Raw genomic sequence first — 23,276 nt, 5'->3', positions numbered from 1 at the left:
GTGGACTTCATCACCGACTACCCCCTGGGCGACGACATCGCCTGGACCCTGCTCGCGCTCGTCCTGGTGGGCGTCGTGGCGATCGTGCTGGGGGTCGTCGTCCCCGGGCGCCTCGGTCGCACGGCGCCGGTGACGGCGTCCGCGGACGTCGACGACGCCGACGACGAGGGGACCCCGGTGGACCCGGGGCTGGGTGCGCGCCTGGGAGCCCTGCTGTCGGGCTCGACCGCGACCGCCCTCGTGATCGGCATCCCCGCCCTCCTGCTCCTGCTCCTCGTGCCGGGCTCGCTCGACTCCCGACTGCTGAGCTCCGGGATGATGCTCGCCGGCCTCCTCGCCGGCGTCGCCGTCACCTGGCGCACCACCGGCATGCTCGTGCCCGCCCTCGCGCTCGGAGGCGTCGCGCGCCGCCGGGCCGTCGGCCGGGTGGGTGCGCTGATGACGGCCACCTCGATCTCCGTCGCGGCCGTGCCCGTCGGGATCGCGGTCTGGTTCCTGCGGGACGACGCGGGCCGCGCGCTGCTCGGCTTCGCCGCCGGCGCGGCGCTGTTCGCCCTGTCCACCCGCGTCTCGGGTGCCTTCGCCGACGTCACCGCGGATTCCTCGGCCCTCCTCGCCGGGGCCGACGAGAACGAGCTGGACCGCGCGGGCGCCGACAACCCCGGCGCCGTGCACGTCCGCTTCGCCTCGCTGTTCCGCCGCGGCCCGGCCCGCGCGGCCGACATCATGGCCGCGACCTCGGCGCTCCTCGCGCTGGGCCTGTGGATCGGCGTCACGACCTTCACCGTCGAGGGCATGATCGTGCCGCTGCTGGGCGTGGGCATCGCGATCCTCGCCGCGCTCCTCGTGGCGGTCCTGCCTCAGGCACGCACCGTCGACCGCGAGCGGGAGGGCCTGCGCCTGGGCGCGCTCATCCCCTCCGTGCTCGGCGTGGGCGCCTTCGTCGCCGCCGTGCTCGTGTGGCTCCCCGAGCAGTACAAGGCCCTGCGCTTCGGCAAGGTCGGCCTCGACACCTTCACCGATCCCGCCCTGACCGGTGGTCAGGCGGTCAAGCGCAGCGAGCTGGAGCCGCAGATCGAGCAGACCCTCGGCCAGCTCAAGGAGGCCATCCCGCAGCTCAGCGGGGGCGCGGACGGCCGGTCGATCCTGGACACCGTCGGGATCTACGGCGTCCATCCCGGCTTCGTGACCGTCATCGCGATCGCCACCGGCGCGATCCTGGCCCTGCTGGCCCAGGCCCTCGTCTCCTTCGCCGCCGATCGCCGCGGCGGGGCCGTCCTCTCGGCGGCCCGCACCGCCCGCACCGGCGGCCCCCTCGGCGTCCTCACGAGCCTGGGCACCGCGGGTCGCACCACCGCGATCCTCGCGCTGCTGGTCGCGCTGGCCTTCGCGGTGCTCGGCATCACCGGCGCCGGGATCCTCCAGCTCGTGTTCCTGCTCGCGGTCTTCGCGGGCGTCGGCGCCCTCGTCATCGTCGCCGGTCACGCGGCCTTCCACACCGCCCCGCTGCTCGGGGACGTCGACGGCGCCGACCAGGGGCTGCGCGACGCGTCCCGCGGAGCCGATGTCACCAGCGGGGCGGGCCTGCAGGTGGTCACCACCTTCGCGGCCGCCGCGACCCTGGCTCCCGTGGCCAACGCGGTCTTCGCCGCGGGCAACGCCACGACGCTGTGGGAGGACCGTGCGCTCACCGACACCTCCGCGTCCTCGCTGCTCGTGGTCGCGGGTCTCGTCCTGGGCGTCGTCACGGTCCTCGCGGTGGGCGCCAACCTGTTCGAGGGCCTGCGGCGCCTCGGTGCCGCCGCGGTCGTGGACACCCGTGCCGCCCTCCTCGACGGGGGATCCGGGGCCGTCGCGCTCGGCGAGCTCGACCTGGACACCCGTCGCGCCGCCGTCGCGCCCCTGCTGGTGGCCGTGTTCATGCCCGTCGTCGTCGGCTTCGGCCTCGGGGCCGCGGCGGTGCCCGCCTACGTGGCCGGCGCCCTCGTCGCAGGCCTGATCGCCGGTGTCTGGGCCACGCTCGTGGACTCCTCGCAGCGGGGCGCCCTCGACGTCATCGAGACCGGCCGCTACGGCGGGCGCGGCTCGTGGGCGCACTCGGCGGCCCTGTCGGGCGCGACGCTGGGCACCGGACTGCGGGCGGCCTTCGGGCAGCTCGCCCTGCCCGTCGCACTCGTGACGTCGCTGTCCTCGGCGCTGCTGATCGGATCGTTCATCGACCTCTCGACGGGCGACGTCACGTACCACCTGCGCTGGCTGATCGCGGTCGCCGCGATCATCGTGGTCGGCGGGGCCCTCGTGCTCGCGACCGTGACGGTCCCCGAGCCCGACCTCGAGGACATCTCCGATCTCGACGAGCCGCTGTTCGCACGCGGCTCCACGGACCGCGAGGACGATCTCCTCTCCGAGGGCTGGGACGCGTTCACGGACGAGGACGAGGCCGATCGCGAGGAGGTCATCGTGACCTCCCGGCGCACCCGCGGCCGCAAGGGCGCCGCGAAGGCGTCCACGGACGACGAGGACGCCGCCGCACCGCGAGCGAAGCGGACCGCGAAGTCCGCCCTGACGAAGCGGTCCACACCGGACGAGGACATCGACGAGGACCCCTCCGGCGGCCTCGGGGACGACGCGGCCGACGACGGCGACACCTCGACGGATCCGGCCGACCCCGCCGAGTCCGACGACGCGTCCGCCGCCCCGGGGGCGACGTCGTCGACGGGCACCCGTCGCACCCGCAAGCGCACCCGGCGCGGGGGCGCTCGCCGCACCCGCTGATCGCACCCGGCCCCGTGCGGTGCACGGACGACGACGGGCCGGTCCCGGCAGCTGCCGGGACCGGCCCGTCGTCGATCGCGGACGGTGCGCGCGTCCGGAGGCATCGGCCCCCGGGCTCCGCGTGCTCGCCTCAGGCGGGGTCCGCTCCCAGACCCCGCACGACGAAGGCGACGAGCGCGTCGGTCTCGTGCTCGGCCATGACGCTGCGCCCGATGAGCAGCGAGTTGACGATCCGCACCGTCGCGGACACGTCGAGGTCCGCTGCCAGTTCGCCGCTCTCGACGCCGCGCACGAGGATCCCCCGCAGGACGTCCTCGATCATCACCACGTGCTCCCGCATGCGGCGGGCGGTCTCCGGAGCGAGCCCCCCGGCGCCGCCGCGGCTGGTGGGCATGTGGAAGGCGCCGCGCAGGCTCACCTGGGTGCGCACGTACAGCTCGACGGCCTCGACGGTGGTGGCCGCACCGGCGATCCCGCGGCGCAGACGGTCGAGGTAGCTCGCCGTCTCGTGCATCGCGAACTCCACGAGCAGGGTGTCGCGGTCGGGGAAGTGGTTGTACATCGCGGTGCGCCCGACCCCCGCCGCCGTGGCGATGCGGGAGAAGGTGAGGTCCTCGAAGTCCTCGGCCTCCATGAGGTCGCCGAGCGCGTCGAAGATGCGGGCGCGCGTGCGCTCGCGGTGCTCCTCGAGCGATCCACCGATGATCTTGGGCATGAGGTGCATTGTCGCACCGCTCGTACACTGGCGGGATGATCGACATCGACGTCGCCACCCGCCTGCGCGATCAGGGCCTGGAGTGGCAGCCCGCGGACGGGGACCATTTCGTCATCGACATCGAGCCGATGCGCTCCGAGGTCTTCATGCTCTCCTCGATGGTCGTCGAGCGCGGCCGGGGACGGCGCGGCGAGCAGCTGTTCCGCTTCAACGGCACCACGGAATGGGCGCTCGACTCGATCGAGCAGCACGAGGCCGTGTGGATCCCGCGGGAGGACCAGCTGCGCGAGGCGCTGGGGGAGCGCTTCGTCGCCCCGCACCGGGCGACCACGCCGACGACCGGCGCGACCGAGGCCGGAGAGGGTGTGGAGGGCGCCCCGGACGCCGGCGAGCACCGGGTGCACGTGGTCTCCGTCGAGGTCGACGGCACCGTGCGCGAGATCCGCGCCCCCACGGCGGAGGACGCCTACGCCGGAGCCCTGCTGGTGGTCCTGACCGGGAGCTGACCCCCGCCCGTCACCTCTTGGCGCGCAGCGCCTCGGTGGCCGGACGCTCCGGCACCACGGGGTGGGCCCCCGTGTAGCCCTCGCGCTCGCGCGCCACCTCGAGGATCCGCCGTCGCGCGGCGAACCAGCCGATCACCAGCGCCGGGATCAGCACGACGAGCGAGGCCAGGACCCACCGCCCGGTCTCGGAGAAGCCCATCGTCACGAGCACGAAGGCCAGGAACGTGAGCGTCAGGTACGAGGTGAACGGCGCGCCGAACAACCGGAAGGACGGCCGCACGGCCTTGCCCTCGCGGTCCCAGCGCTGCAGCTTGATCTGGCAGAGCATGATCGTGGCCCAGCCGCCGATGATCCCGAGCGCCGAGATCTCCAGGACGATCTCGAAGGCCTGGGAGGGCCAGAGGGCGTTGACGCCCACGCCGCACAGCGTGATGAGCGCGGTCAGCAGGATCCCGCCGTAGGGGACGCCGTTGCGGCTCATCACCGCTGTGAAGCGCGGCGCCGAGCCGTTGACGGACATGGCCCGCAGGATCCGGCCGGTCGAGTAGAGCCCCGCGTTCAGGCTCGACAGCGCCGCCGTGAGGACGACGAAGTTCATGACCGAACCGGCGATCGCCCCGGCCTGCGGGGAGCCGATGTGCGAGAAGAAGGTGACGAACGGCGACTGCCCGGCCTGGTAGGTGTCGAAGGGCAGCAGCAGGGACAGCAGCAGGATCGAGCCGACGTAGAACACGGCGATCCGGATGACGACGGTGTTGATGGCCGTGGGCATGACCGCGGCGGGGTTCTGCGTCTCGCCGGCCGCCGTGCCCACCAGCTCGATCGCGGCGTAGGCGAAGACGACGCCGCTGATCGCGAGGACGGGGGCGATCGAGCCCATCGGGAACACGCCGCCGTGATCGGCGATCACCGAGAAGCCGGTCTCGCCGACGTCGGTCGAACCCTGGAAGACGATGAAGCACGTCCCGACGATGAGGAACACGACCAGCGCCGTGACCTTGATGAGCGCGAACCAGAACTCCATCTCGCCGAACAGCTTGACGCTGACGAGGTTCAGCGAGAGCACCACCACGAGCGCCACCAGCGCGATGACCCACTGCGGGATCTGCTGCAGGGGCTCGAAGTACCGCGCCCAGAACTTCACGTACAGCGCGGCGGCGGTGACGTCGACGATCGAGGTCATCGCCCAGTTCAGGAAGTACATCCAGCCGGCGCCGAAGGCGAGCTTCTCGCCGTAGAACTCCCGGGCGTAGGAGACGAAGGAGCCCGAGGACGGCCGGTGCAGGACCAGCTCCCCGAGCGCCCGGAGGATGAGGAAGGCGAAGAACCCGCACACGGCGTACACGAGGATCAGCGCGGGGCCGCTCGAGGCGAGCCGTCCACCTGCTCCCATGAACAGGCCGGTGCCGATCGCGCCGCCGATCGCGATCATCTGGATCTGCCGGGGACGGAGAGTCTTGTGATACCCGGCGTCCTCGCTCGAGAAGTCCTGGGCGGCGTGCGTGCGGTCGGCGGTGAGCTCCCGGGGGCTCTCGAGGGCTCTCGAGGGCATCGGCGGGATCGGTGCGGGGCAGGGGAGGGATCGTGTCGTTCATGAGGAGGCGGCTTTCCCGAGGAGGGGCGAGCAGGGTCCGGTCACCGTAGGAGCCCGGGATGCCCGATATCGCCTCGGAGTGCCGACTCGTCCGAATCGTGATCTTCGACGGGCCCGGGACGCACGCAGGGCCCCGCACCTCGGTGCGGGGCCCTGCGATCGCGGAGCGGGTGACGGGAATCGAACCCGCGCCATCAGCTTGGGAAGCTGAAGTTCTACCATTGAACTACACCCGCGCGTGCATGCCCGTCGCCTCTCGGCCGGGACGTGCGGCGTTCAGTGTAGCCCGGCCGGGGCCGCGACGAAAATCCGTGACGGCGGTCCCGCGACCCCCTCCGGTCCGAGGCGGCGGCCCGCTACGCTGACGGCGTGCTGCTGAGCGATCGAGACATCCGCGCGGAGCTGGACTCCGGCCGCGTCCGCCTGACCCCGTACGACCCGGCGATGGTCCAGCCCGCATCGGTCGACGTGCGCATCGACCGGTTCTTCCGGGTGTTCGACAACCACAAGTACGCGATGATCGACCCCGCCGAGGAGCAGGCCGAGCTCACCCGGGAGATCGCCGTGGACCCGGACGAGAAGTACATGCTGCACCCGGGGGAGTTCGTGCTCGCCTCGACCTACGAGCAGGTCTCCCTGCCCGACGACGTCGCCGCGCGCCTCGAGGGCAAGAGCTCGCTGGGCCGCCTGGGGCTGCTCACGCACTCGACCGCGGGATTCATCGACCCCGGGTTCACGGGGCACATCACCCTGGAGCTGTCCAACGTGGCCACGCTCCCGGTGGCGCTGTGGCCGGGGATGAAGATCGGCCAGCTCTGCTTCTTCCGGCTCTCCTCGCCGGCGCAGACCCCCTACGGCACGGGCGCCAACAACAACCGCTACCTGGGCCAGCGCGGCCCCACGGCCTCGCGCTCGTACCTGAACTTCCACCGCACCCGCATCGAGGTCGATCCCGAGGGGGACGCGGCGCTCTGAGCGCCGCCGACCTCTCGATCAGGACGCCGCGCGGGCGTCCTCCGTGCCGTCCGCGGGACCAGCGGGTCTGCCAGCCGCCCCCAGACGGATCGGGATGAACGCCAGCAGCCCCAGCGCGAGCACCGCGATGATGCCGAGCATGCCCATCCGGGTGTCGTCGAAGAGCGTCACGCACACCGCGAAGGCCGCCGTCCCCAGGAACCCGAAGGCGCGCCCGGTCATCGCGTAGAGGCCGAAGCTCTCGGTCTCCTGCCCGGGATCCGACAGGCGCGTCAGCAGGTTCCGCGAGGCCGACTGCACCGGCCCCACGAAGAGGCAGATCGCCAGCCCGCACACCCAGAAGACCCCCGCGGGGCTCCAGGCGAGCACGACGATGCCCAGCGCGATGATCCCCGCGCAGCCGATGACGATGACCGCGCGGCTGCCGAAGCGGTCATCGGCCCTGCCGCCCAGGAAGACCCCGAAACCGGCCACGAGGTTCGCGGCGATCCCGAAGACGATCACCTCGGTGGTCGAGAAGCCGTAGGCGTTGGCCGCGAGCACCCCGGCGAGGGAGAAGATCGCGCCGAGGCCGTCGCGGTAGATCGCCGAGGCCACCAGGTAGGCGAGCATGATCGGCTCGTCGCGCACCGCCCGCACGAGGCGTCGTCCGACGTCGAGGTACCCCTGCCAGGGCGTCCACCGCGCGGCGCCCTCGCGCCGCGGCGCGGCGGGCGCGCGCCGCAGCAGCGGCCACGTGCCCACGAGGATCCACACCGCGACGAAGACCGGGATCGCGCGCAGGTGCCAGCCGTCCTCGGCGGGCAGGCCCAGCAGTCCGGTGCCGGGCATGACGAACAGGAACAGGACGAGGACCAGGCAGATGATCGATCCCCAGTACCCCGTGGCCCATGCCGTCCCCGAGATCCGGCCGCGGTCCGCCGGCGTCGAGATCTGCGGCAGCACCGAGTTGGTGAACACCCCCGCCAGCTCGGAGAAGACCACCCCGAGCGCGATGAGGATCGCACCGGCCCACAGGTAGTCCGCATCCAGGCGCACGACGGGCATCACGGCCACGGTGATCACCGCGGCGAGGGTGGTGATGCGCAGCAGCAGGTTGCGACGCCCGCCGGCGTCGGCGAGGTTGCCCAGCAGCGGGGCCAGCAGCGCCACCGCCACGGCCGCCCAGGACTGCGCGGTGGACAGCACCGCCGAGCCGTGGTCGCGGGCGGTCTTGATCGCCGCGTCACCCATCGCCCCCTCGGCCGCTACCGCATTGGTCACGTAGGTCGCGAACACGAAGGTGAGGATCACCGAGGAGAACGCGGACATGCCGCCGTCCCACAGGTTGAAGGCGCGGATCTGACGTCGTCGCACCGGGGAGGGCCCGGAGGAGGCGGTGTGCATGGGGACACTCTAGGGACGGAGCCGCCGTCCAGGGTGACCTCGTAGGATGGACAGGTCCCCGCTGTGCCGCCGGGCCTCGGGATCTCCCGTGGCCTCGCTCCCGGAGTTCTCCGAGTCCTCCCCGGGTGTTCGCGCCGCGGACGGCTCCCGTCCCCCCGACCGCCCCCCGACGTCTGGAGAGCGTGTGATCTGGTTCCTCCTCGCCCACCTGGCTGCTGCCCTCCTGGGGCCGACGCTGGTGCGCGCGTGGGGACGCAACGCCTTCTACGTCCTGGCGCTGGCCCCCGCGGCGACCGCGGCCTGGGTCGCGAGCCACGACCCCACGCAGCTCGCGCACGCGCCCGTGGACCAGTCGATCCCCTGGATCCCGGCGCTCGGCATCGAACTCTCGTTCCGCCTCGACGTGCTGTCGTGGGTGCTGCTGCTCATCGTCTCGGGAGTCGGCGCCCTCGTGCTCGCGTACTGCGCGCGCTACTTCAAGGACACCGAGGTCGGCCTCGGCCGCTTCGCGGGCGTCTTCACCGCCTTCGCGGGGGCGATGACCGGGCTGGTCGCGGCGAACGACGTCATGGTCATGTTCACCTTCTGGGAGCTGACCACGATCTTCTCCTACCTGCTGATCGGCCATTACGTCGAGAAGCAGGCCTCGCGCCGGGCCGCGATGAACGCCCTGATCTCCACCACCGCCGGCGGACTGGCGATGATGGTGGGGCTGCTGATGCTCGCCCACGGCGCCGGGTCGATGCGCCTGAGCACGATCGTGGCCTCCGACCTCTGGCAGCACCCCGATGCCTTCCTCGTCACCGCGATGGTGCTGGTCATCGCGGGCGCGGCGAGCAAGTCCGCGCTCGTGCCCACCCACTTCTGGCTCCCCGGGGCGATGGCCGCCCCCACCCCGGTCTCGGCGTACCTGCACGCCGCCGCGATGGTCAAGGCCGGGATCTACCTGCTGCTGCGGTTCGGGCCGGGCCTCGCCGAGCTCCCGGCGCTCAGCGCCCTCGTGGCGATCCTCGGTGCCGTGACGATGCTCCTGGGCGGATGGCGCGCCCTGCGCCAGACCGACATCAAGCTCCTCCTGGCCTACGGGACCGTCTCCCAGCTCGGCTTCATGGCGGCGATCTCCGCGATCGGCACCCAGGGCGCGGGCCTCGCGGCGCTGGCGCTGCTCATCTCCCACGCGCTGTTCAAGGCGCCGCTGTTCATGGTCGTCGGGATCATCGACAAGAAGTTCGGCACACGGGACCTGCGCCGGCTGCACCGCACGTGGCGCAGCGCGCCCGTCGTCGCCGTGATCGGCATCGTCTCGGCGGCCTCGATGGCGGCCGTCCCGCCGCTGCTGGGCTTCGTCACCAAGGAGGCGGTCTTCACCGCCCTCTGGTACGGCGGCCCCGCCCAGCAGGCGCTCCTGGTGGTGCTCGTCGCGGGCTCCGTGCTGACCGTCGCGTACTCGTGGCGGTTCGTGGCCGGCGCCTTCGGCCCGGGCAGCGACGGCGCCTGCGCCGTGCCGCCGAGCATCCCCGTCGGGTTCTGGCTGCCGCCCGCCCTGATCGGCGTGGGCACGCTCGTCCTGCCCGCCCTCGCAGGGACCCTCGAGGACGTCCTGCACGGCTACTCCGACACGTTGCCCTCCGCGCCCGCCGCGGTCCACCTCGTCGTCGTCCCGCACCTCGGGGTGCCGCTGCTGGCCTCGGTGCTGGCGCTGGGGATCGGCGCGCTCGTGGCCTGGCGCGCGGGCGCCGTCGAGCGCTTCCAGCAGGCCGTCTCCCCGCAGCGCCGCGGCGAGGACTTCGCCTCGTGGTTCGACGCCGAGAAGACGTTCCGGCGGATCATGCGCGGCACCGACCGTCTGGCCGTCGCGGTCACCGGGCTGTTCCAGCGCGGCTCGCTCCCGTACACCCTCGGCACGATGCTCATCGTGCTCATCGCCCTGACGGTGCCCGTGGCCCTGAGCTACGGCCGGATCCCGACGAACATCGTCTGGTTCTTCCACCCCGGGGAGCTGTTCGTGCTGGTCGTCGTCGCGATCGCCGCGATCGGCGCCGCCCGTGCGCGCCGCCGCCTGCGGGCCGTGCTGCTGGTGACCGTGACCGGCTTCGGCGCTGCCCTGCTGTTCCTCATGTGGGGCGCGCCGGACGTCGCGACCACCCAGGTGCTCGTCGAGACCATCCTGACCGTGGTGCTGATCCTCGTCCTGCGCCGCCTGCCGCTGCACTTCTCGCGCCGCCCCCTCAAGGGCGACCAGTGGGTGCGCTGGGCCATCGCCATCGGCACCGCGGCCGTCCTGTGCGGCGTGGCGCTCATCGCCGCCGGCGCCCGGACCGCCGAGCCGCTGGGCCCCGGGCTCATCGAGACCGCGTACACGATCGGCGGCGGGCACAACGTCGTCAACGTGACCCTCGTGGACGCCCGCGTCTGGGACACGATGGGCGAGATCTCGGTGCTGCTGGTGGTCGCCACCGGCGTCGCCTCGCTGATCTTCGTGACGCGCCGCGAGCAGCGGATCCCGCGGGTGCGCGACCTCGAGCACACCCAGCCCATCTGGCGGCGCGGGGCCACCGCCCGGATCCCCCAGAACGTGCTGTCCTTCGACGTGCGCCCCGAGCAGACCGCCGGCAACCGCTGGCGCACGTGGCTCTCCGCGGGCCTGACGCTCGCCCCGGAGCGGCGCCTGGTGATCCTCGAGGTCGTCACCCGCCTGGTGTTCCCGCTGATGATGATGTTCTCCGTGTACCTGCTGATGGCCGGGCACAACCATCCCGGCGGCGGCTTCGCCGGCGGCCTCGTCGCGGGACTCGCCCTGACCCTGCGCTATCTCGCGGGAGGCCGCTACGAGCTGACCGAGGCGGCGCCCGTCCAGGCCGGTCTCGTGCTGGGCGTCGGCATGGCCACCGCGGTGCTCGCGGGGGTGCTGCCCGTGCTGTTCGGCGGCGCGGTGTTCCAGACCGTCACGATCGTCCAGCACCTCCCGATCCTGGGGGAGACCCACTTCCCGTCCGCGATCATCTTCGACATCGGCGTGTACCTCGTCGTGATCGGCGTGGTCCTCGACTTCCTGCGCAGCCTCGGCTCGCAGATCGACCGACAGCAGGAGGCCGATCTCGATGCCCGTTAGCCTCGCCCTGGTCCTGACCGCCGGCGTGCTCATCGCCTGCGGGATCTACCTGTTCCTCGAGCGCACCCTCACCCGCGTCCTGCTCGGGTTCATCCTGGCCGGCAACGGCGTGAACCTGCTGTTCCTCGTGGCCGTGGGCGTGCCCGGCAACCCGCCCTTCGAGGGCGCCGGACCCCCGCAGGACATGAGCGATCCGCTGCCCTTCGCGATGGTGCTCACCGCGATCGTGATCACCCTGGGCATCGGCGCCTTCGTCATCGCCCTGGCCTACCGCGCCTGGCAGCTCTTCGGCCACGACGAGGTGCCCGACGACGTCGAGGACCGCCGCGTGCTGCGCCGCAGCCGCCGACGCCGCACCCCGCGCCGCGAGGCGATCCGGGTCGGCGCCGCCCATGCCGGGCCCGAGGGCGCCGAGCCCGACACCGAGACCGGCGCGCATCCGGTCACCGACGCCGAGACGGGCGCGGTCCCCGCGATCGCCGGGCTCACCGAGGAGCACCGCCACGGGGCTCTGCGCACCGCCCAGGGCGCCGACGGCGGCGGCGACGACGGATCCGAGCACGACGCCCCGACCGGCACCCTCGAGGAGCAGGGGACCGCGCCCCGCGAGCCCCGTGTGGCCGAGGCCGCCGGGTCCCGGGCCGAGGAGCCCTCGGCCCGCGACGAGCACGACGACGACACCGACGAGAGCGAGGACCCGCTGGGTGCCGACCTGTCCTCCGCCGAGGACGCCCCGATGGACCACACGGAATCCGACGAGGACGAGGAGGAGCCCCGATGAGCATCGAGCTCCTGCTGGCCCTGCCGGTGATGCTCCCGCTCGCGGGCGCGGCCGTCACCCTCATCGTGCGGCGCTACACGCGCGTGCAGCTGGGCCTGACCATCGCCACCCTCAGCGCGGTGCTGCTGGTCAGCGCGATCCTCGCGGTCCACGTCGCCGAGCACGGGGCCCTCGTGCTGCAGATCGGCGCCTGGACGCCGCAGCTGGGGATCGTGCTGGTCCTGGACCAGCTCTCGGCACTCATGCTGGTCGTCTCGAGCGTCGTCACGCTCGCCGTGCTCATCTACTCCAGCGCGCAGGCGGTCTCGGAGAACTCCGAGCGCACCCCCGTCGCGATCTACCACCCCACCTACCTCGTGCTCGTCGCGGGCGTGTCCATCGCCTTCCTCGCCGGGGATCTCTTCAACCTCTACGTCGGCTTCGAGGTGCTGCTGTCGGCCTCGTACGTGCTGCTGACGCTCGGCGGATCCGCGAGCCGGATCCGCGCGGCGACCACCTACGTGATCGTCTCCCTGCTGTCCTCGCTGCTGTTCCTGGGCGGGATCGCCGCCGTGTACGCCGCGACCGGCACCGTCAACCTCGCCGAGCTCGCCGTGCGCCTGGACCAGATCGAGCCCGGGCCCCGGCTGGGCCTCGAGCTGATCCTCCTCGTCGCCTTCGCGATCAAGGCCGCGATCTTCCCGCTGTCCGCGTGGCTGCCGGACTCCTACCCGACGGCCCCGGCACCGGTCACCGCGGTCTTCGCGGGACTGCTGACCAAGGTCGGCATCTACGCGATCATCCGCCTGGAGACGCTGCTCTTCCCCGCCTCCCAGCTGACGGACCTGCTGCTGGCGGCCGCGGGGCTCAGCCTCGTGATCGGGATCCTCGGGGCCCTCGCCCAGACCGACCTCAAGCGCGTGCTGTCCTTCACCCTCGTCTCCCACATGGGCTACATGCTGTTCGGCATCGGCCTGTCCACGCGGGTGGCGATGGGCGCGACCATCTACTACGTCGCCCACCACATCACCGTGCAGTCCACGCTCTTCCTCGGCGCCGGCCTCATCGAGCAACGGGGCGGGACCACCAACCTCGCGCGGCTCGGAGGGCTGGCCAAGGTGGCGCCGTGGATCGCGGTGCTCTTCTTCATCCCCGCCATGAACCTGGCCGGGATCCCCCCGCTGTCCGGGTTCATCGGGAAGGTCGGACTCATCGAGGGCGGCATCGCCGTGGGCTCGCCCGCGGCCTGGATCCTCGTGGTCGCCAGCGTCCTGACCAGCCTGCTGACCCTGTATGCGATCGCCAAGATCTGGAACCGCGCCTTCTGGCAGAAGGCCCCCGAGCAGGTGCTGCGCGACGACGAGACCCGCAAGGTGTCGCGGCTCATGCTCGGCGCGACCGGTGCGCTCGTGGCGTTCTCGCTGCTGCTGACCGTGTTCGCGGGCCCGCTGATGTCCTACACCGACGACTCCGCCGTCTCGATCCTGGCCCGCAGCCCGTACGTCGACGCCGTCCTCGGCGACGGCGCCGCCGAGCAGCTGCGCTACCGGATCGACGAGGCCGGCCAGAAGGTGGAGGACGTCGGATGAAGGCCCGTCTGAAGCAGGTACCCGGTCATTGGCTCGAGATCCTCGGCGCGACCGTGTTCTGGTGCCTCCTGTGGGGTGGCTTCGAGCCCTCCGACGTGCTCGGGGGGATCCTCGTGGCCGTGATCGTCGTGGTCCTGTTCCCGTTGCCGCGGGTGGGCCGCGAGCTCGCACTGCGTCCGATCGCCTTCGTCGTGCTGGTGGCGCGCTTCGCCTTCGACGTCGTGGTGTCCTCGACGCAGGTGGCCTGGTTCGCGGTCCGTCCGGCGCCCTCGCCGCCCACGAGCGTGATCGCCGTGCGTCTGCGCTCGCGCTCGGATCTCTTCCTCACCGGCACGGCGATGCTGTGCACCCTCATCCCCGGCAGCGTGGTCGTCGAGGCCCAGCGCTCGACCGGCACCCTGTTCCTGCACGTCATCGGCGCGGGCGACGAGGCCGAGGTCGAGGAGGCGCGGCGCCGGGCCCTCGAGCAGGAGGGGCGCCTGCTGCGCGCCCTCGCCGCCCGGCCCGTGCTCGAGGGGGCGAAGCTGTCATGACCTTCGAGCTCGGGATCCTCGTGGTCGCGGCGATCCTCGCGGTCGCCGCGGTCCCCGTCGTCTACCGCATCATCGTGGGCCCCACCATCCTGGACCGGGCCGTGGCCTCGGACATGCTGGTGGTCATCACCGTGATGTGCTTCGGGCTGTACTCGGCCTTCCACCGCACCACCTACGCCGGCACCGCGATGCTGTCCCTGACCGCGCTGGCGTTCCTGGCCACCGTCGCCGTCGCGCGCTTCGTCTCCCGCGAGGACCCGGGCGCGGGCGGCGCCTCCCGCCCCTCGCGGCAGGAGTCCGAGGGGCACTCGGCCGTGCACGCCGAGGGCCCGGCGGTCGGGGACGACGCCGCGGCCGCGGACGTCCCCGGATCGACCGCCGAGGAGCGGACATCCGGGACCCAGAAGCCCGCCGAGCCCGGAGGTGGCCGTGGAGATCACTGACCTCATCGCCCTGGTCCTCATGGTCCTGGGCGCCCTGCTGACCCTCGTCGCCTCGGTGGGCCTGCAGCGGTTCCCGGACGTGCTGACGCGCATGCACGCCGCCTCCAAGCCGCAGACCTTGGGCCTCGTGCTCATCCTGGCCGGGGTCGCCCTGGCGATCGGCTCCTTCGCCGGCGCGGCGATCATGGTCCTCGTCGTGCTCGCGCAGATGGTCACGGTGCCGGTCTCGAGCACCCTGCTGGCGCGGGCCGCGTTCCGCCGCGGCTTCGTCTCGGGCGGCTCCTACGCCGTCGACGAGCTCTCCCCGCGCCTGGCACGCTCCCTCGACGAGGACGACGACGAGGACGGGTTCATCGACGAGGTGGACATGGGGGCCGACGACCACGGCTTCGGCGCCGAGCACGACCGCTTCCCGACCAACGTCGTCCAGAGCCCGCCCAGCGGGGCCGACCTCTCACAGTTCCCCAACTGGGACGAGCCGGAGACCACGCCGCTGGTCGAGCCCGAGGAGCTCGACATCGACGAGGAGGACCTCGTCGAGGCCGAGGACGTCCCGGATCGCGAGGCCCATGCCCGACGCGAGGCCATCGGGTCCGCGCGCGGCGACGGACCGGACGAGGGATCGGCAGGACCGCAGGGGCACTGAGCGGTCGATGCCTCGGGGACGGTCGACATGCCCGTCCCTGCCGCGAGAGCTGCGGGCCTCAGGAGTGGCAGGTCTCCGGTGCGGAAGGACTCAGGAATCGGCGGTCGTCGAGGCCACCGAGGACACGGCGATCGCCGCGCCCGCCGAGGCGATCGCCATGGCGGTCCGCTGGACCGCGGCGTCGGCGGCCGCGGCGCCCCAATCACCCGCCGCCAGCGCCGTTCCCCGACGGTGCACGGCGCCCGACCAGGGGATCTCACGGTGCAGCACGGGCAGGCTGCCGCTCGCGAAGACGAGCGCCCCGAGCGCCGCGGCGCGGACATCGGGCTCCGCGCCGTCCACGAGGACGGCCCGCAGCTCGTCGACGAGCTCGGCACGACGTGAGGTCTCCCCGAGCCGCAGCGTCGTGCGGGGGATGAGGCCCAGCACCCGGCCGGACTCCCGCACGAGGTGTCCGCGGCCGACGAGGCGGTCCAGGACAGGCTCGCGCAGGCGCGGGCCGACCTCCGCGAGGAAGGTCTGGGTGCCGCGGGGTCTGGCGGCCACGAGTTCCCAGGCGCCCCGGAGCAGGGGATCCTCGGGGCCGAGGTCGCCGACGGCGGCGACGCGCCGCCCCGTGAGCCCGGGCTTCGGGTCCACGGTCACGAGGTCCTGATCGGCGAGATCGGCGAGCACGGCGCCGGCGAGGGAGTAGAACAGGGTGCCCTCGCCCGCGATGGTCCCGGATGCCGGGTCGAACAGCACCAGCAGGAGGTCCTCGGCGAGCGTCGTGCGGGCCAGCGGTGCCGGCGCGTCCCCGCCGGGCGTGGTGGCCGGGCCCGTGCCCGCTTCCGGAGCCGCGTCCGGGTCGGGTGCCGGGGCTGCGTCGTGCTCGGTCATCGTCGGCCTTCCGTGGGAGGTGGGGTTCCGCGGAGCACGCGCCCCCCGGGGTCTCCTCCGAGCATGACGGCTGGGGGGCGCGGCGTCGACCCGACGATCGTCGGGCGGGCCGGTCCGATCGGCTCCCGGAGGCATCGGGGCTCTGATGGTCGGACGCTCGGACGCTCGGACGCTCGGACGCTCGGACGCTCGGGTGCGTGGGTGCGGCGGTGGGGTGGCCGGAGCGGCTCAGAGGCTGTCGTAGTCCGGGAGGCGCGGCACGGTGCCGGTGCGCAGGAGGTGCCGGGAGCGGCGGATGCCCCGCAGATGCGCCCGCAGGGGCGCATGGGAGAACGGCGCCAGACCGATCCGGAGGCACAGGGCGGCACCGATCAGCCGGTCCGCACGTCGGCGCGGGATCCCCAGCAGCAGGAGGTACTCGCGGGCGGAGTGCACGATCACCGGCAGGACGCTCTCGATGTGACGGCGGGTCGAGGCCGAGCGCTCGCCCCGAACGTCCAGGGCGCGCACGCGCGGCAGGAGACCCGAGGCAGCGGTGTATCGCCGCACGAAGTCCGCGTCCTCGTAGCAGAACACGAGCCGCGGATCGAGGCCGCCCACGAGCTCCCAGGCCTCGCGCGAGATCGCGACGAGGTTGAAGGCCTTGTAGAAGGGGGCGGCGCCCCGGGCCGGGGTGTCGCCCGTGCCGCGTGACCGATCCCGTCGCCCGAGGAGTCGTCCGGGCATCTGACGCGCGAGGGTCTCGCCCACGTTCGACACCAGCGAGAGCATGCCCAGGACGGCGCGGACGTCGGGGATCCTGCGCGGGGGCTCGGGGTCGAACAGCACCACGGAGGGTCCGTCCACCGGGGCGTGCCCGGAGAGCGTGTCCCACAGCGCGTCGATGTCCGCCGCACCCACCTGCAGATCGTCGTTGGCGATGACGAGCCACGACCAGTCCGACTCGTCGCGGACCGCCCGCAGGATCGAGGCGGAGAACCCGGGGTTCTCGCCGGTGTCCACGAGGTGCACGTCGACGTCGGAGGTGGCCAGGGACCGCGAGTTGGCCACCACGCGCACGCGGAGGCCGAGGTCCTCGAGCTCCCGGATCCAGGGCAGGGAGGACCGCACCTGCGATGCGCTGATGGACGGGATCACGACGAGGACGTCGTGCGGCACGACGGGCCGTGCGGTTACGGCGATCCCGGGATCGTCGGTCGTTCCACGGGGCTGCACTCCCATCGTCGGGACCCGCGGGCGCGGCGCACCGCGGCCCCGCCGCGCGCGCACGTCGCCGGTGGGTCCGGGTCGTCGTCGGATGGTCCTCCGAGCGACGCCGTGGCGTCGTCGGTCGTGCGGACACGAACGGGAGAATACCGGCACCCGGAACGGCCGTTCTCAGCATCGGCCCCGGTGTCGCCCCAGAAGCAGGCCCGGGTTCCCCGGACCCAGCCTCGCAGGTGCCCCGGCCGTCGGAATCAGCGCCGCGCCGCTCCCCAGGCCCCGTCGAGCAGCGGTACGGACACGGGCACCTCGCGGCGCAGCGCCGGGGCCCTCGCGTCGACGCGCACGGAGACGATGCCCCGGTGCCGCGCGAGGAGGTCGCCGAGCCCCTCGGCGTGGCCGTCCCCGACCAGGGTGAGCGCACGCAGGCTCGCGACCTCGACGAGCGGACGCAGGTCGAGCCCGAACGCCCGTGGCGGAAGATGGATGCGGACCGCGTCGGGCTGCAGGGCGATCAGCGGGTCGGCCACGAACGGACGCCCCGGCACGAACTGGACCCGCGCGCGCAGACCCCAGCCCGCCGGGACCCGCACCGCGCGCGCACCGCCGACCCAGCGGACGCCCCCGACGTCGTCCGGCGCGACGAGCTCGGCGTGCACCGCGCTCGATCGCGGCGGGGTGGCCCGTCGCGGGATCTCCGCCCGCAGCTGCGGGAGGGGATCCGGGGTGGCCTCGGGGGACTCGCGCCACGCGGCCTCGATGCGTGCGGCGAGCACCTCGGGATCGTCGTGCGCCCCGAGCTCGAACCGCCATCGGGGCAGACCCTCGTCGATCCCGAAGATCACCGGCGGGGTGTCCGAGAGCGCGAGATGCCTGATGAGCGCGGCGTCCCGGTGGACGCTGACGGCGATCGCGGGTCGCGCGCCGCGTGCCACGACCGCGTCCCAGAGGGGTCCCACGTCGCTTCCCCCGGGGTGCTGGGGGCTGACCAGCGTGACGAACCGGCCGCCGCGCGCGCACAGGGACAGCAGCTGGTCGGGGGGACGCCATCCTCCCGCCGGAGGACGGGGTGCGCCGACGGCGGGCACCGCGCCCGTGCCCAGAGCCCCGTTGACGCGGATCCCCGGGAGCATCGCCCGGACGGCCTCGGTGCCCATCGGCGCCGAGAGCCGCAGGGACGTCGGCGCGATGCTCCCGATGGCCCGCAGCGCCTCGACCGACAGGGGCTCGGACACGGACACGTGCAGCTCGCGGATCTGCAGGCCGATCAGCGGACCGAAGGTGCGCAGCGCCATCGAACGTCCTGTGAGGGCCACCCTGGTCCAGGGGACTTCCCGGGGCAGCGACCGCATCCAGGCGGTGGGCGGCTCCGGGTCCTGCAGCAGGTCCGCGACGGCCGTGAGAGTGCGCCGCCGGCCCGGGATCGCGGCGATCAGGTCACCGCGGCGAGCACGGCGCTCGGTCCCGTCGGATCCCTGCGCGTCGATGGTGCAGCCGCGCGGCAGGCGGGGGACGGTGAACGAGGGGATGCCGGCGCCCGCCGCCGCGGGCTCACCGGGGCCTGCGGCGGGTGCCGGGTCGCCGACGGCCTCACGGGTCTCGCGGCGTCCCGAGGTCGGTCCGGTCCGCCCCGGGGCGGGAGCCGTGTGCCGGGCGGGGAAGGCGCCCGCGTCCTCGGAGAGCCCGGCGCACACCCGGTCGAGCGTCGTGGCGAGGTCCTCGGCGCCCAGGGGCTGCTCCCACAGCCAGGCGACGGTGCCGTTACGGATCACGAGCGTCGTGGGGTAGGCGCCCACCTCGAACTGCTCGAGCACGGCCACGGCGGCGTCGCCGTCGACGTGGTAGGTGCTCAGGCTCGGGCGGGAACGGGCGTAGGCGTGGACGAGGGGGGTGTACGGGGCGCACGACGGGTTCTTCGCGGTCGAGACGTAGAGGACGACGGGGGCCGTCCGGCTCTCGGCGAGGATTCGGGGGAGGAGGTCGTCGGCGGCCTCGACGAGGGAAGTGGGGAGGGTGGCGGTGTCGGCCATGGCGGGAACCTACCGCCAGTTTCCGACATATGACAACACTTCGGACATGGTGCGTCGTGTGCGGAGCATGGCGATCGCGGTTCCCGTGGCCGCGTGGTCCTGGGGCCACACGGTCCTGGGGTCACGGGGTCTTGTGGTCCCGTGGTCTTCGGTCCCGGGGTCCCGGAGCAGGGCTCAGCGACCGGGCGTGGAGGCGGGCAGGGTGACGCGGACCCGGGTCCCCCGGCCGTGCACGGAGCCGAGCTCCACGTCGCCGCCGTGGCGCACGGCGATGACCCGCACGAGGTTGAGCCCCAGCCCCGTCCCGTCGACGGTGCGGGCGTCCGTCGAGCGCCACAGCTCTTCCCAGACGTGGGGGAGGTCCTCGGCGCGGATCCCCCAGCCGGTGTCGGCGACCTCGAGCTCCACGCGCCCGCGGGCCTCGGATCCCCGGACCTCCACCGCGGAGCCGTCGTCCGCGTACTTCACCGCGTTGACCAGGAGGTTCCGGAGCATGACACGCAGCAGGTCGCCGTCCCCGAGGACCGGTGGGAGGGGCCAGGGGACCGTGGGCAGGACGGTGCGCAGCTCGCGGCGGGCGCCGCGTGCGGCGAGCTCCTCCCGCAGCGCGGCCACCTCCTCCTCGACCAAGGGGCCGAGTTCGACCGGCAGGCGCTCGAGCTCACGGGTCTCGAGCGAGGAGAGCGCGCGCAGCTGCCCGACGAGGTCCCCGACCCGCCGGGCCTGTCCGGCGGCGATCCGGACGTTCCGGGCCGGGACCGGGTCTCCCGCGGCCAGCGCGGAACGGATCGCGGTCACCGGGTTCTTCAGCTCGTGGTCCAGGCGCTGCAGGAACCGCCGGTGCGCGGACCGCTCGCGCGCGGTCGCCACCTCGGCGGCCTCGTCCCGCTCTCGTCGTCGCCGCGCTCGCGCCCGGGGGCGCACCACGGCCACGGCGAGCACCGCCGCGGTGCCCACGGCCCCGACCGTGGCCAGCAGCGTGGGCACGGGGATGGTCAGCAGCACCGATCCCTCGAAGCCCGTCACGGCGAGCACCAGGGCCGCGGTGCCCAGGACCAGCAGGGGTGCCGCGACCGCGGCGGCCCGGGTCGCCGCGCGCACGGTCATGCCCCGCGGACCTGGGGCACGAAGCGATAGCCCAGGCCCTGCACGGTCTCGACGTGCCGGGGTGCCGAGGCGTCGTCGCCGAGCGCGCGGCGCAGCTCCGCGATGCGGTGGTCGACGGCACGCGTGGGGATCGCGAGGTCGAAGCCCCAGACGGTCTCGAGCAGCGATTCCCGGCTGTGCGCCTCCTGCGGCACCAGCATGAGGTGTTCGAGAAGGGCGAAGGCCTTGGGCGTCAGGTCGACGGGGACGCCGTCGAGGTGGACCGTGCGCGCCAGACGGGAGAGGGTGACGCCTCCGCCGGTGAGCTCGGCCATCGCCGCCAGCGGGCGCGCCTGCCCGGCGCTGCGGCGCAGCACGGCACGGATCCGGGCCACGAGCTCGGGCGGCTCGAAGGGCTTGCCCAGATAGTCGTCGGCCCCCTCCTCCAGGGCGGCGGTCCGCTCGAAGGACTCGGCGATCCGCGTCAGCAGGATCACCGGGGTCCACTCCTGGGCGGTGCGCAGGCGGCGCACCAGCTCCCGGCCGTCGAGCAGGGGCATCATCACGTCGGTCACCACGATGTCCGGGCGGCGTGCGGCGTGGGCGGCGAGCGCCCGGGCGCCGTCGGCCGCGACCTCGACCTCGAAACCGCAGCGTTCGAGGAAAGGGGCCAGGGTCGCGGTGATCGCCTCCTCGTCGTCGACGAGGAGGACGCGGGGCCGGTCGCTCGCGGTCATGACGTCATGATGCGGGATGCACGGTGTTGCCCACGCCGCGGTCCGCGACCTGGGGGTTCCCGCCGGCCCACTCGACGACGTTGGCCGCGCCCCCGACGTCGATCCGGCCCGTCGCGACGACCGAGACGACGTTGCCCTGGCCCAGGACCGTGACGGTCTCCGCAGAGTCGATGAGGACCACGGAGGCATCGGCGGAGATCGATACCTCGATGCACGAGTCCGCCACGTGGATCACGGTGCCGGTCTCGGCGACGTCCAGGGTGCCGCCGGGGCACGTCACCGTCGAGGCCGTGTCGGCGTACTCGGCCCACGACGCAGGGGTGGCCCCCTGCGCGGGCTGAGGCGTGGTGATCCCCGCCGAGTCCTGCGGGTCCCGGCGCTCGCCCTGGTTGGGGGGCTGGGTGGCGGTCGATCCCGGCGCGGGATCGCTGTCGGTCCCGTCCGTCGTCGTGGGGCCCGTGCTCGGGGTGCCGGTCGGGCCCGGAGAGGAGCTTCCGGGCCCGGACCCGGTCGGAGTGCTGGAGGTGGACGTGTCCTCGCCGTCGTCGGACGAGCCCTGGTAGCCGATCGCGCATCCGCCCAGGAGCAGCGGTGTCGCCGCCGCGAGGGCCAGGGCGCGCAGCACCGAGGTGCGCGGGCGGGCCGGCGCGGGCGGTGGGGCGGAGGTGGACGTGGCGGTGTGCAGGTGCGGGGCCATGGGAATCTCCTGGGTCAGAAGGTGGGGACGAAGATCTCGACACGACGGTTCTGCTGACGACCCGCGGGGTTGTCGACACCGCCCAGGTCGTTGGGTGCCACCGGCACGGATTCGCCGTAGCCGACGGGCGTCAGGGCGGCGCCGACGCCCCGCTGCTGCAGGGCCGCGACCACGGAGGCCGCCCGGCGCTCGGAGAGGTCCTGGTTGAACTCGTCGCTGCCGATCGCGTCGGTGTGCCCGCCGATCTCCGCCGCGGGCACGGCGAGCTGCGTGAGGGCCGCGGCCAGGGAGTCGAGCACGCCGGCGGCATCGGGGCGGATCGTGTCCAGGCCGAAGTCGAACAGCACCCCGTCCTGCAGCGTGATGGTGGTCCCGCAGGACTCCATCGGCGCGAGCGCCTGCATCGGGGGGAAGCTGCCGACGGTCGGGATCGGGGGGAGAGCCTCGGCCTCGACCCGCGTGCCGTTGACGACGCCCGTGCCGTCTCCGTAGTTGCTGATCTGCAGGCCGCGCGCGGAGTCTGTGTAGGCGCCGGAGCCGTCGCCGTAGTTGGTGATGGAGACGCCGGCGGCGGTGTCGGTGCAGACGCCGGAGCCGTCCCCGTAGTTGCTGTGGTCGATCCCGCCGCCGCTGCGGGAGGCGGAGCCGTCGCCGTAGACGCTCGTGGTGACATCGCCGATCCGGATCATGCCGGAGCCGTCGCCGTAGTTGCGGATCGACACGTCGCCGTTCTCGTAGCTGCCGGAGCCGTCCCCGTACACGGTGACCTCGACGCCGTCGATGGTGAACGTGCCCGAGCCGTCCCCGTAGTTGGTGACGGTGCCCTCGGAGGAGGTGACGGTCCCGGAGCCGTCGCCGTACAGGAGCATGCTGCGGGACCCGTCGGTGCGCTCCGTGCGCTCGCCGCACCCGGCGGGGTGCACCGCGATGCCGGGCGTCGCGGGGATCGCGGTGCGCACCGTGGAGGTGAAAGGGGAGAGCGAGTCGTCCAGGAGGGAGATGTCGGGCAGCTCGAACAGGGGGATCTCGGGGAAGACCCCCACGTCGTAGCCCGGGACCACCGGGACGGCGGGTGCGCTCGGCGTGGCCGGTGCGCTGCTGGACGGGACCGCGGTCGAGGCGGCGGTGGGGGAGGGGGCAGTGGTGGCGGAGGGGGTGCGGACCGATCCGGTGGTGCCGCACGCGGCAAGGGCTCCGGTCCCGGTGACGACCCCGGCGGTCAGGACCGCACGGCGGCTGAAGGTGCTCATGGGGATGAGATTAGGGGAGCCTCGCCGCGAGGTGGTGGCCGTCGTGTCGCAGTGCTGTCGCAGCTCTGCGACATGGGGCTCGCAGGGGGATCGATGCCGCCCGGGATGCACGAAGCCCCCTGGGTGACCAGGGGGCTTCGTTGTGGTGGCTCCGACCGGCGTCGATCCGGTGACCTTTCGATTTTCAGTCGAACGCTCTACCAACTGAGCTACAGAGCCGTGATCGCAGAAGCGATCGAGAGGAGACGCTATCAGGCGCGGGGAGGGTCCCTCCACTCGGGACGGGGCACTGAGAGCGAGACCACGCGAGGGGCGACTCCGGGTCGTCGGGCGATGTCCAGCACCCACGTCGGGCCGATC

Annotated in this window: 19 protein-coding genes and 2 tRNA genes; 9 read left to right on the top strand and 12 right to left on the bottom strand. The window is 73.2% G+C overall.

The features are described 5' to 3' along the window. On the top strand, positions 1-2,775 hold the full coding sequence (locus ACT3TZ_RS07285) for a pyrophosphatase (RefSeq protein ID WP_444582736.1): 2,775 nt from the start codon (positions 1-3) through the stop codon (positions 2,773-2,775). Between the two features lie 130 nt (positions 2,776-2,905). Here ACT3TZ_RS07285 and ACT3TZ_RS07280 read toward each other — a convergent pair whose 3' ends face one another. After that, positions 2,906-3,490, bottom strand: coding sequence for a TetR/AcrR family transcriptional regulator (locus tag ACT3TZ_RS07280; RefSeq protein ID WP_444582735.1), 585 nt, complete (start codon positions 3,488-3,490; stop codon positions 2,906-2,908). A 35-nt stretch (positions 3,491-3,525) separates the two neighbouring features. On the opposite strand from ACT3TZ_RS07280, the gene ACT3TZ_RS07275 reads away from it, so the two are divergent. Then, on the top strand, positions 3,526-3,996 hold the full coding sequence (locus ACT3TZ_RS07275) for a hypothetical protein (RefSeq protein WP_444582734.1): 471 nt from the start codon (positions 3,526-3,528) through the stop codon (positions 3,994-3,996). Positions 3,997-4,006: 10 nt separating this feature from the next. Here ACT3TZ_RS07275 and ACT3TZ_RS07270 read toward each other — a convergent pair whose 3' ends face one another. Next, on the bottom strand, positions 4,007-5,548 hold the full coding sequence (locus ACT3TZ_RS07270) for an amino acid permease (RefSeq protein WP_444582733.1): 1,542 nt from the start codon (positions 5,546-5,548) through the stop codon (positions 4,007-4,009). Between the two features lie 207 nt (positions 5,549-5,755). Then, positions 5,756-5,826 (bottom strand) — tRNA-Gly (locus tag ACT3TZ_RS07265). 133 nt (positions 5,827-5,959) lie between these two features. Between ACT3TZ_RS07265 and dcd the strand changes: the two genes are divergently transcribed. Next, entirely contained in the window at positions 5,960-6,565 is a 606-nt protein-coding gene (gene dcd, locus ACT3TZ_RS07260) for a dCTP deaminase (RefSeq protein WP_444582732.1), read from the top strand. A gap of 18 nt (positions 6,566-6,583) precedes the next feature. Here the strand turns inward: dcd and ACT3TZ_RS07255 are convergent, their stop codons facing one another. After that, the gene (locus ACT3TZ_RS07255) at positions 6,584-7,951 is read right to left on the bottom strand and encodes an MFS transporter (RefSeq protein ID WP_444582731.1); all 1,368 of its coding nucleotides are present in this window, start codon (positions 7,949-7,951) and stop codon (positions 6,584-6,586) included. Between the two features lie 184 nt (positions 7,952-8,135). Here ACT3TZ_RS07255 and ACT3TZ_RS07250 point away from each other — a divergent pair, with 184 nt between their 5' ends. The 6 genes from ACT3TZ_RS07250 to mnhG are packed head-to-tail and all read left to right on the top strand — an operon-like array spanning position 8,136 to position 15,034. Next, the gene (locus ACT3TZ_RS07250) at positions 8,136-11,063 is read left to right on the top strand and encodes a Na+/H+ antiporter subunit A (RefSeq protein ID WP_444582730.1); all 2,928 of its coding nucleotides are present in this window, start codon (positions 8,136-8,138) and stop codon (positions 11,061-11,063) included. Beyond that, positions 11,053-11,844, top strand: a complete 792-nt coding sequence (locus ACT3TZ_RS07245) for a Na(+)/H(+) antiporter subunit C (protein WP_444582729.1) — start codon at positions 11,053-11,055, stop codon at positions 11,842-11,844. Before ACT3TZ_RS07250 ends, ACT3TZ_RS07245 begins: the two co-directional genes overlap by 11 nt. After that, on the top strand, positions 11,841-13,412 hold the full coding sequence (locus tag ACT3TZ_RS07240) for a Na+/H+ antiporter subunit D (protein ID WP_444582728.1): 1,572 nt from the start codon (positions 11,841-11,843) through the stop codon (positions 13,410-13,412). Before ACT3TZ_RS07245 ends, ACT3TZ_RS07240 begins: the two co-directional genes overlap by 4 nt. Next, on the top strand, positions 13,409-13,945 hold the full coding sequence (locus ACT3TZ_RS07235; RefSeq protein WP_444582727.1) for a Na+/H+ antiporter subunit E: 537 nt from the start codon (positions 13,409-13,411) through the stop codon (positions 13,943-13,945). Before ACT3TZ_RS07240 ends, ACT3TZ_RS07235 begins: the two co-directional genes overlap by 4 nt. Continuing rightward, positions 13,942-14,388, top strand: a complete 447-nt coding sequence (locus ACT3TZ_RS07230) for a monovalent cation/H+ antiporter complex subunit F (protein ID WP_444582726.1) — start codon at positions 13,942-13,944, stop codon at positions 14,386-14,388. The genes ACT3TZ_RS07235 and ACT3TZ_RS07230 overlap by 4 nt, the downstream gene beginning before the upstream one ends. Further along, positions 14,375-15,034: a monovalent cation/H(+) antiporter subunit G gene (gene mnhG / locus ACT3TZ_RS07225; RefSeq protein WP_444582725.1), complete on the top strand. Its 660-nt coding sequence runs from the start codon at positions 14,375-14,377 to the stop codon at positions 15,032-15,034. The genes ACT3TZ_RS07230 and mnhG overlap by 14 nt, the downstream gene beginning before the upstream one ends. A 90-nt stretch (positions 15,035-15,124) precedes the next feature. Here the strand turns inward: mnhG and ACT3TZ_RS07220 are convergent, their stop codons facing one another. The 8 genes from ACT3TZ_RS07220 to ACT3TZ_RS07185 form a co-directional block, all read right to left on the bottom strand. Next, positions 15,125-15,913 (bottom strand): GOLPH3/VPS74 family protein, encoded by a 789-nt coding sequence (locus ACT3TZ_RS07220; RefSeq protein ID WP_444582724.1) that lies wholly within the window; start codon positions 15,911-15,913, stop codon positions 15,125-15,127. Between the two features lie 228 nt (positions 15,914-16,141). Then, positions 16,142-17,071: a glycosyltransferase family 2 protein gene (locus ACT3TZ_RS07215; protein ID WP_444582723.1), complete on the bottom strand. Its 930-nt coding sequence runs from the start codon at positions 17,069-17,071 to the stop codon at positions 16,142-16,144. A 299-nt stretch (positions 17,072-17,370) separates the two neighbouring features. After that, positions 17,371-19,146 carry a hypothetical protein gene (locus ACT3TZ_RS07210; RefSeq protein ID WP_444582722.1) on the bottom strand — a complete coding sequence of 592 codons (1,776 nt, stop codon included), beginning with the start codon at positions 19,144-19,146 and terminating at the stop codon, positions 17,371-17,373. 174 nt (positions 19,147-19,320) lie between these two features. Further along, entirely contained in the window at positions 19,321-20,253 is a 933-nt protein-coding gene (locus ACT3TZ_RS07205; protein WP_444582721.1) for a sensor histidine kinase, read from the bottom strand. After that, positions 20,250-20,969, bottom strand: a complete 720-nt coding sequence (locus ACT3TZ_RS07200) for a response regulator (protein WP_444582720.1) — start codon at positions 20,967-20,969, stop codon at positions 20,250-20,252. Before ACT3TZ_RS07200 ends, ACT3TZ_RS07205 begins: the two co-directional genes overlap by 4 nt. Positions 20,970-20,973: 4 nt before the next feature. Further along, positions 20,974-21,666, bottom strand: a complete 693-nt coding sequence (locus tag ACT3TZ_RS07195) for a DUF3060 domain-containing protein (protein WP_444582719.1) — start codon at positions 21,664-21,666, stop codon at positions 20,974-20,976. 14 nt (positions 21,667-21,680) lie between these two features. Then, the gene (locus tag ACT3TZ_RS07190; protein WP_444582718.1) at positions 21,681-22,916 is read right to left on the bottom strand and encodes an OmpA family protein; all 1,236 of its coding nucleotides are present in this window, start codon (positions 22,914-22,916) and stop codon (positions 21,681-21,683) included. A gap of 143 nt (positions 22,917-23,059) precedes the next feature. After that, a tRNA-Phe gene (locus ACT3TZ_RS07185) sits at positions 23,060-23,135 on the bottom strand. Positions 23,136-23,276 lie beyond the last annotated feature (141 nt).

It is taken from the genome of Brachybacterium sp. AOP25-B2-12 (genome assembly GCF_052378625.1).
GTDB lineage: Bacteria > Actinomycetota > Actinomycetes > Actinomycetales > Dermabacteraceae > Brachybacterium.
Note: the sequence above shows the minus strand (reverse complement) of the source record. Positions and strands in the feature narration are given on the sequence as shown.

What these genes read in the sequence shown, in the direction of transcription:
- ACT3TZ_RS07280 (WP_444582735.1), bottom strand. Translation starts at nt 3,490, where the DNA reads ATGCCCAAGATCATCGGTGGATCGCTCGAGGAGCACCGCGAGCGCACG.
- ACT3TZ_RS07275 (WP_444582734.1), top strand. Translation starts at nt 3,526, where the DNA reads ATGATCGACATCGACGTCGCCACCCGCCTGCGCGATCAGGGCCTGGAG.
- ACT3TZ_RS07270 (WP_444582733.1), bottom strand. Translation starts at nt 5,548, where the DNA reads ATGCCCTCGAGAGCCCTCGAGAGCCCCCGGGAGCTCACCGCCGACCGC.
- ACT3TZ_RS07255 (WP_444582731.1), bottom strand. Translation starts at nt 7,951, where the DNA reads ATGCACACCGCCTCCTCCGGGCCCTCCCCGGTGCGACGACGTCAGATC.
- ACT3TZ_RS07245 (WP_444582729.1), top strand. Translation starts at nt 11,053, where the DNA reads ATGCCCGTTAGCCTCGCCCTGGTCCTGACCGCCGGCGTGCTCATCGCC.
- ACT3TZ_RS07240 (WP_444582728.1), top strand. Translation starts at nt 11,841, where the DNA reads ATGAGCATCGAGCTCCTGCTGGCCCTGCCGGTGATGCTCCCGCTCGCG.
- ACT3TZ_RS07235 (WP_444582727.1), top strand. Translation starts at nt 13,409, where the DNA reads ATGAAGGCCCGTCTGAAGCAGGTACCCGGTCATTGGCTCGAGATCCTC.
- ACT3TZ_RS07230 (WP_444582726.1), top strand. Translation starts at nt 13,942, where the DNA reads ATGACCTTCGAGCTCGGGATCCTCGTGGTCGCGGCGATCCTCGCGGTC.
- ACT3TZ_RS07220 (WP_444582724.1), bottom strand. Translation starts at nt 15,913, where the DNA reads ATGACCGAGCACGACGCAGCCCCGGCACCCGACCCGGACGCGGCTCCG.
- ACT3TZ_RS07210 (WP_444582722.1), bottom strand. Translation starts at nt 19,146, where the DNA reads ATGGCCGACACCGCCACCCTCCCCACTTCCCTCGTCGAGGCCGCCGAC.
- ACT3TZ_RS07205 (WP_444582721.1), bottom strand. Translation starts at nt 20,253, where the DNA reads ATGACCGTGCGCGCGGCGACCCGGGCCGCCGCGGTCGCGGCACCCCTG.
- ACT3TZ_RS07200 (WP_444582720.1), bottom strand. Translation starts at nt 20,969, where the DNA reads ATGACCGCGAGCGACCGGCCCCGCGTCCTCCTCGTCGACGACGAGGAG.
- ACT3TZ_RS07195 (WP_444582719.1), bottom strand. Translation starts at nt 21,666, where the DNA reads ATGGCCCCGCACCTGCACACCGCCACGTCCACCTCCGCCCCACCGCCC.
- ACT3TZ_RS07190 (WP_444582718.1), bottom strand. Translation starts at nt 22,916, where the DNA reads ATGAGCACCTTCAGCCGCCGTGCGGTCCTGACCGCCGGGGTCGTCACC.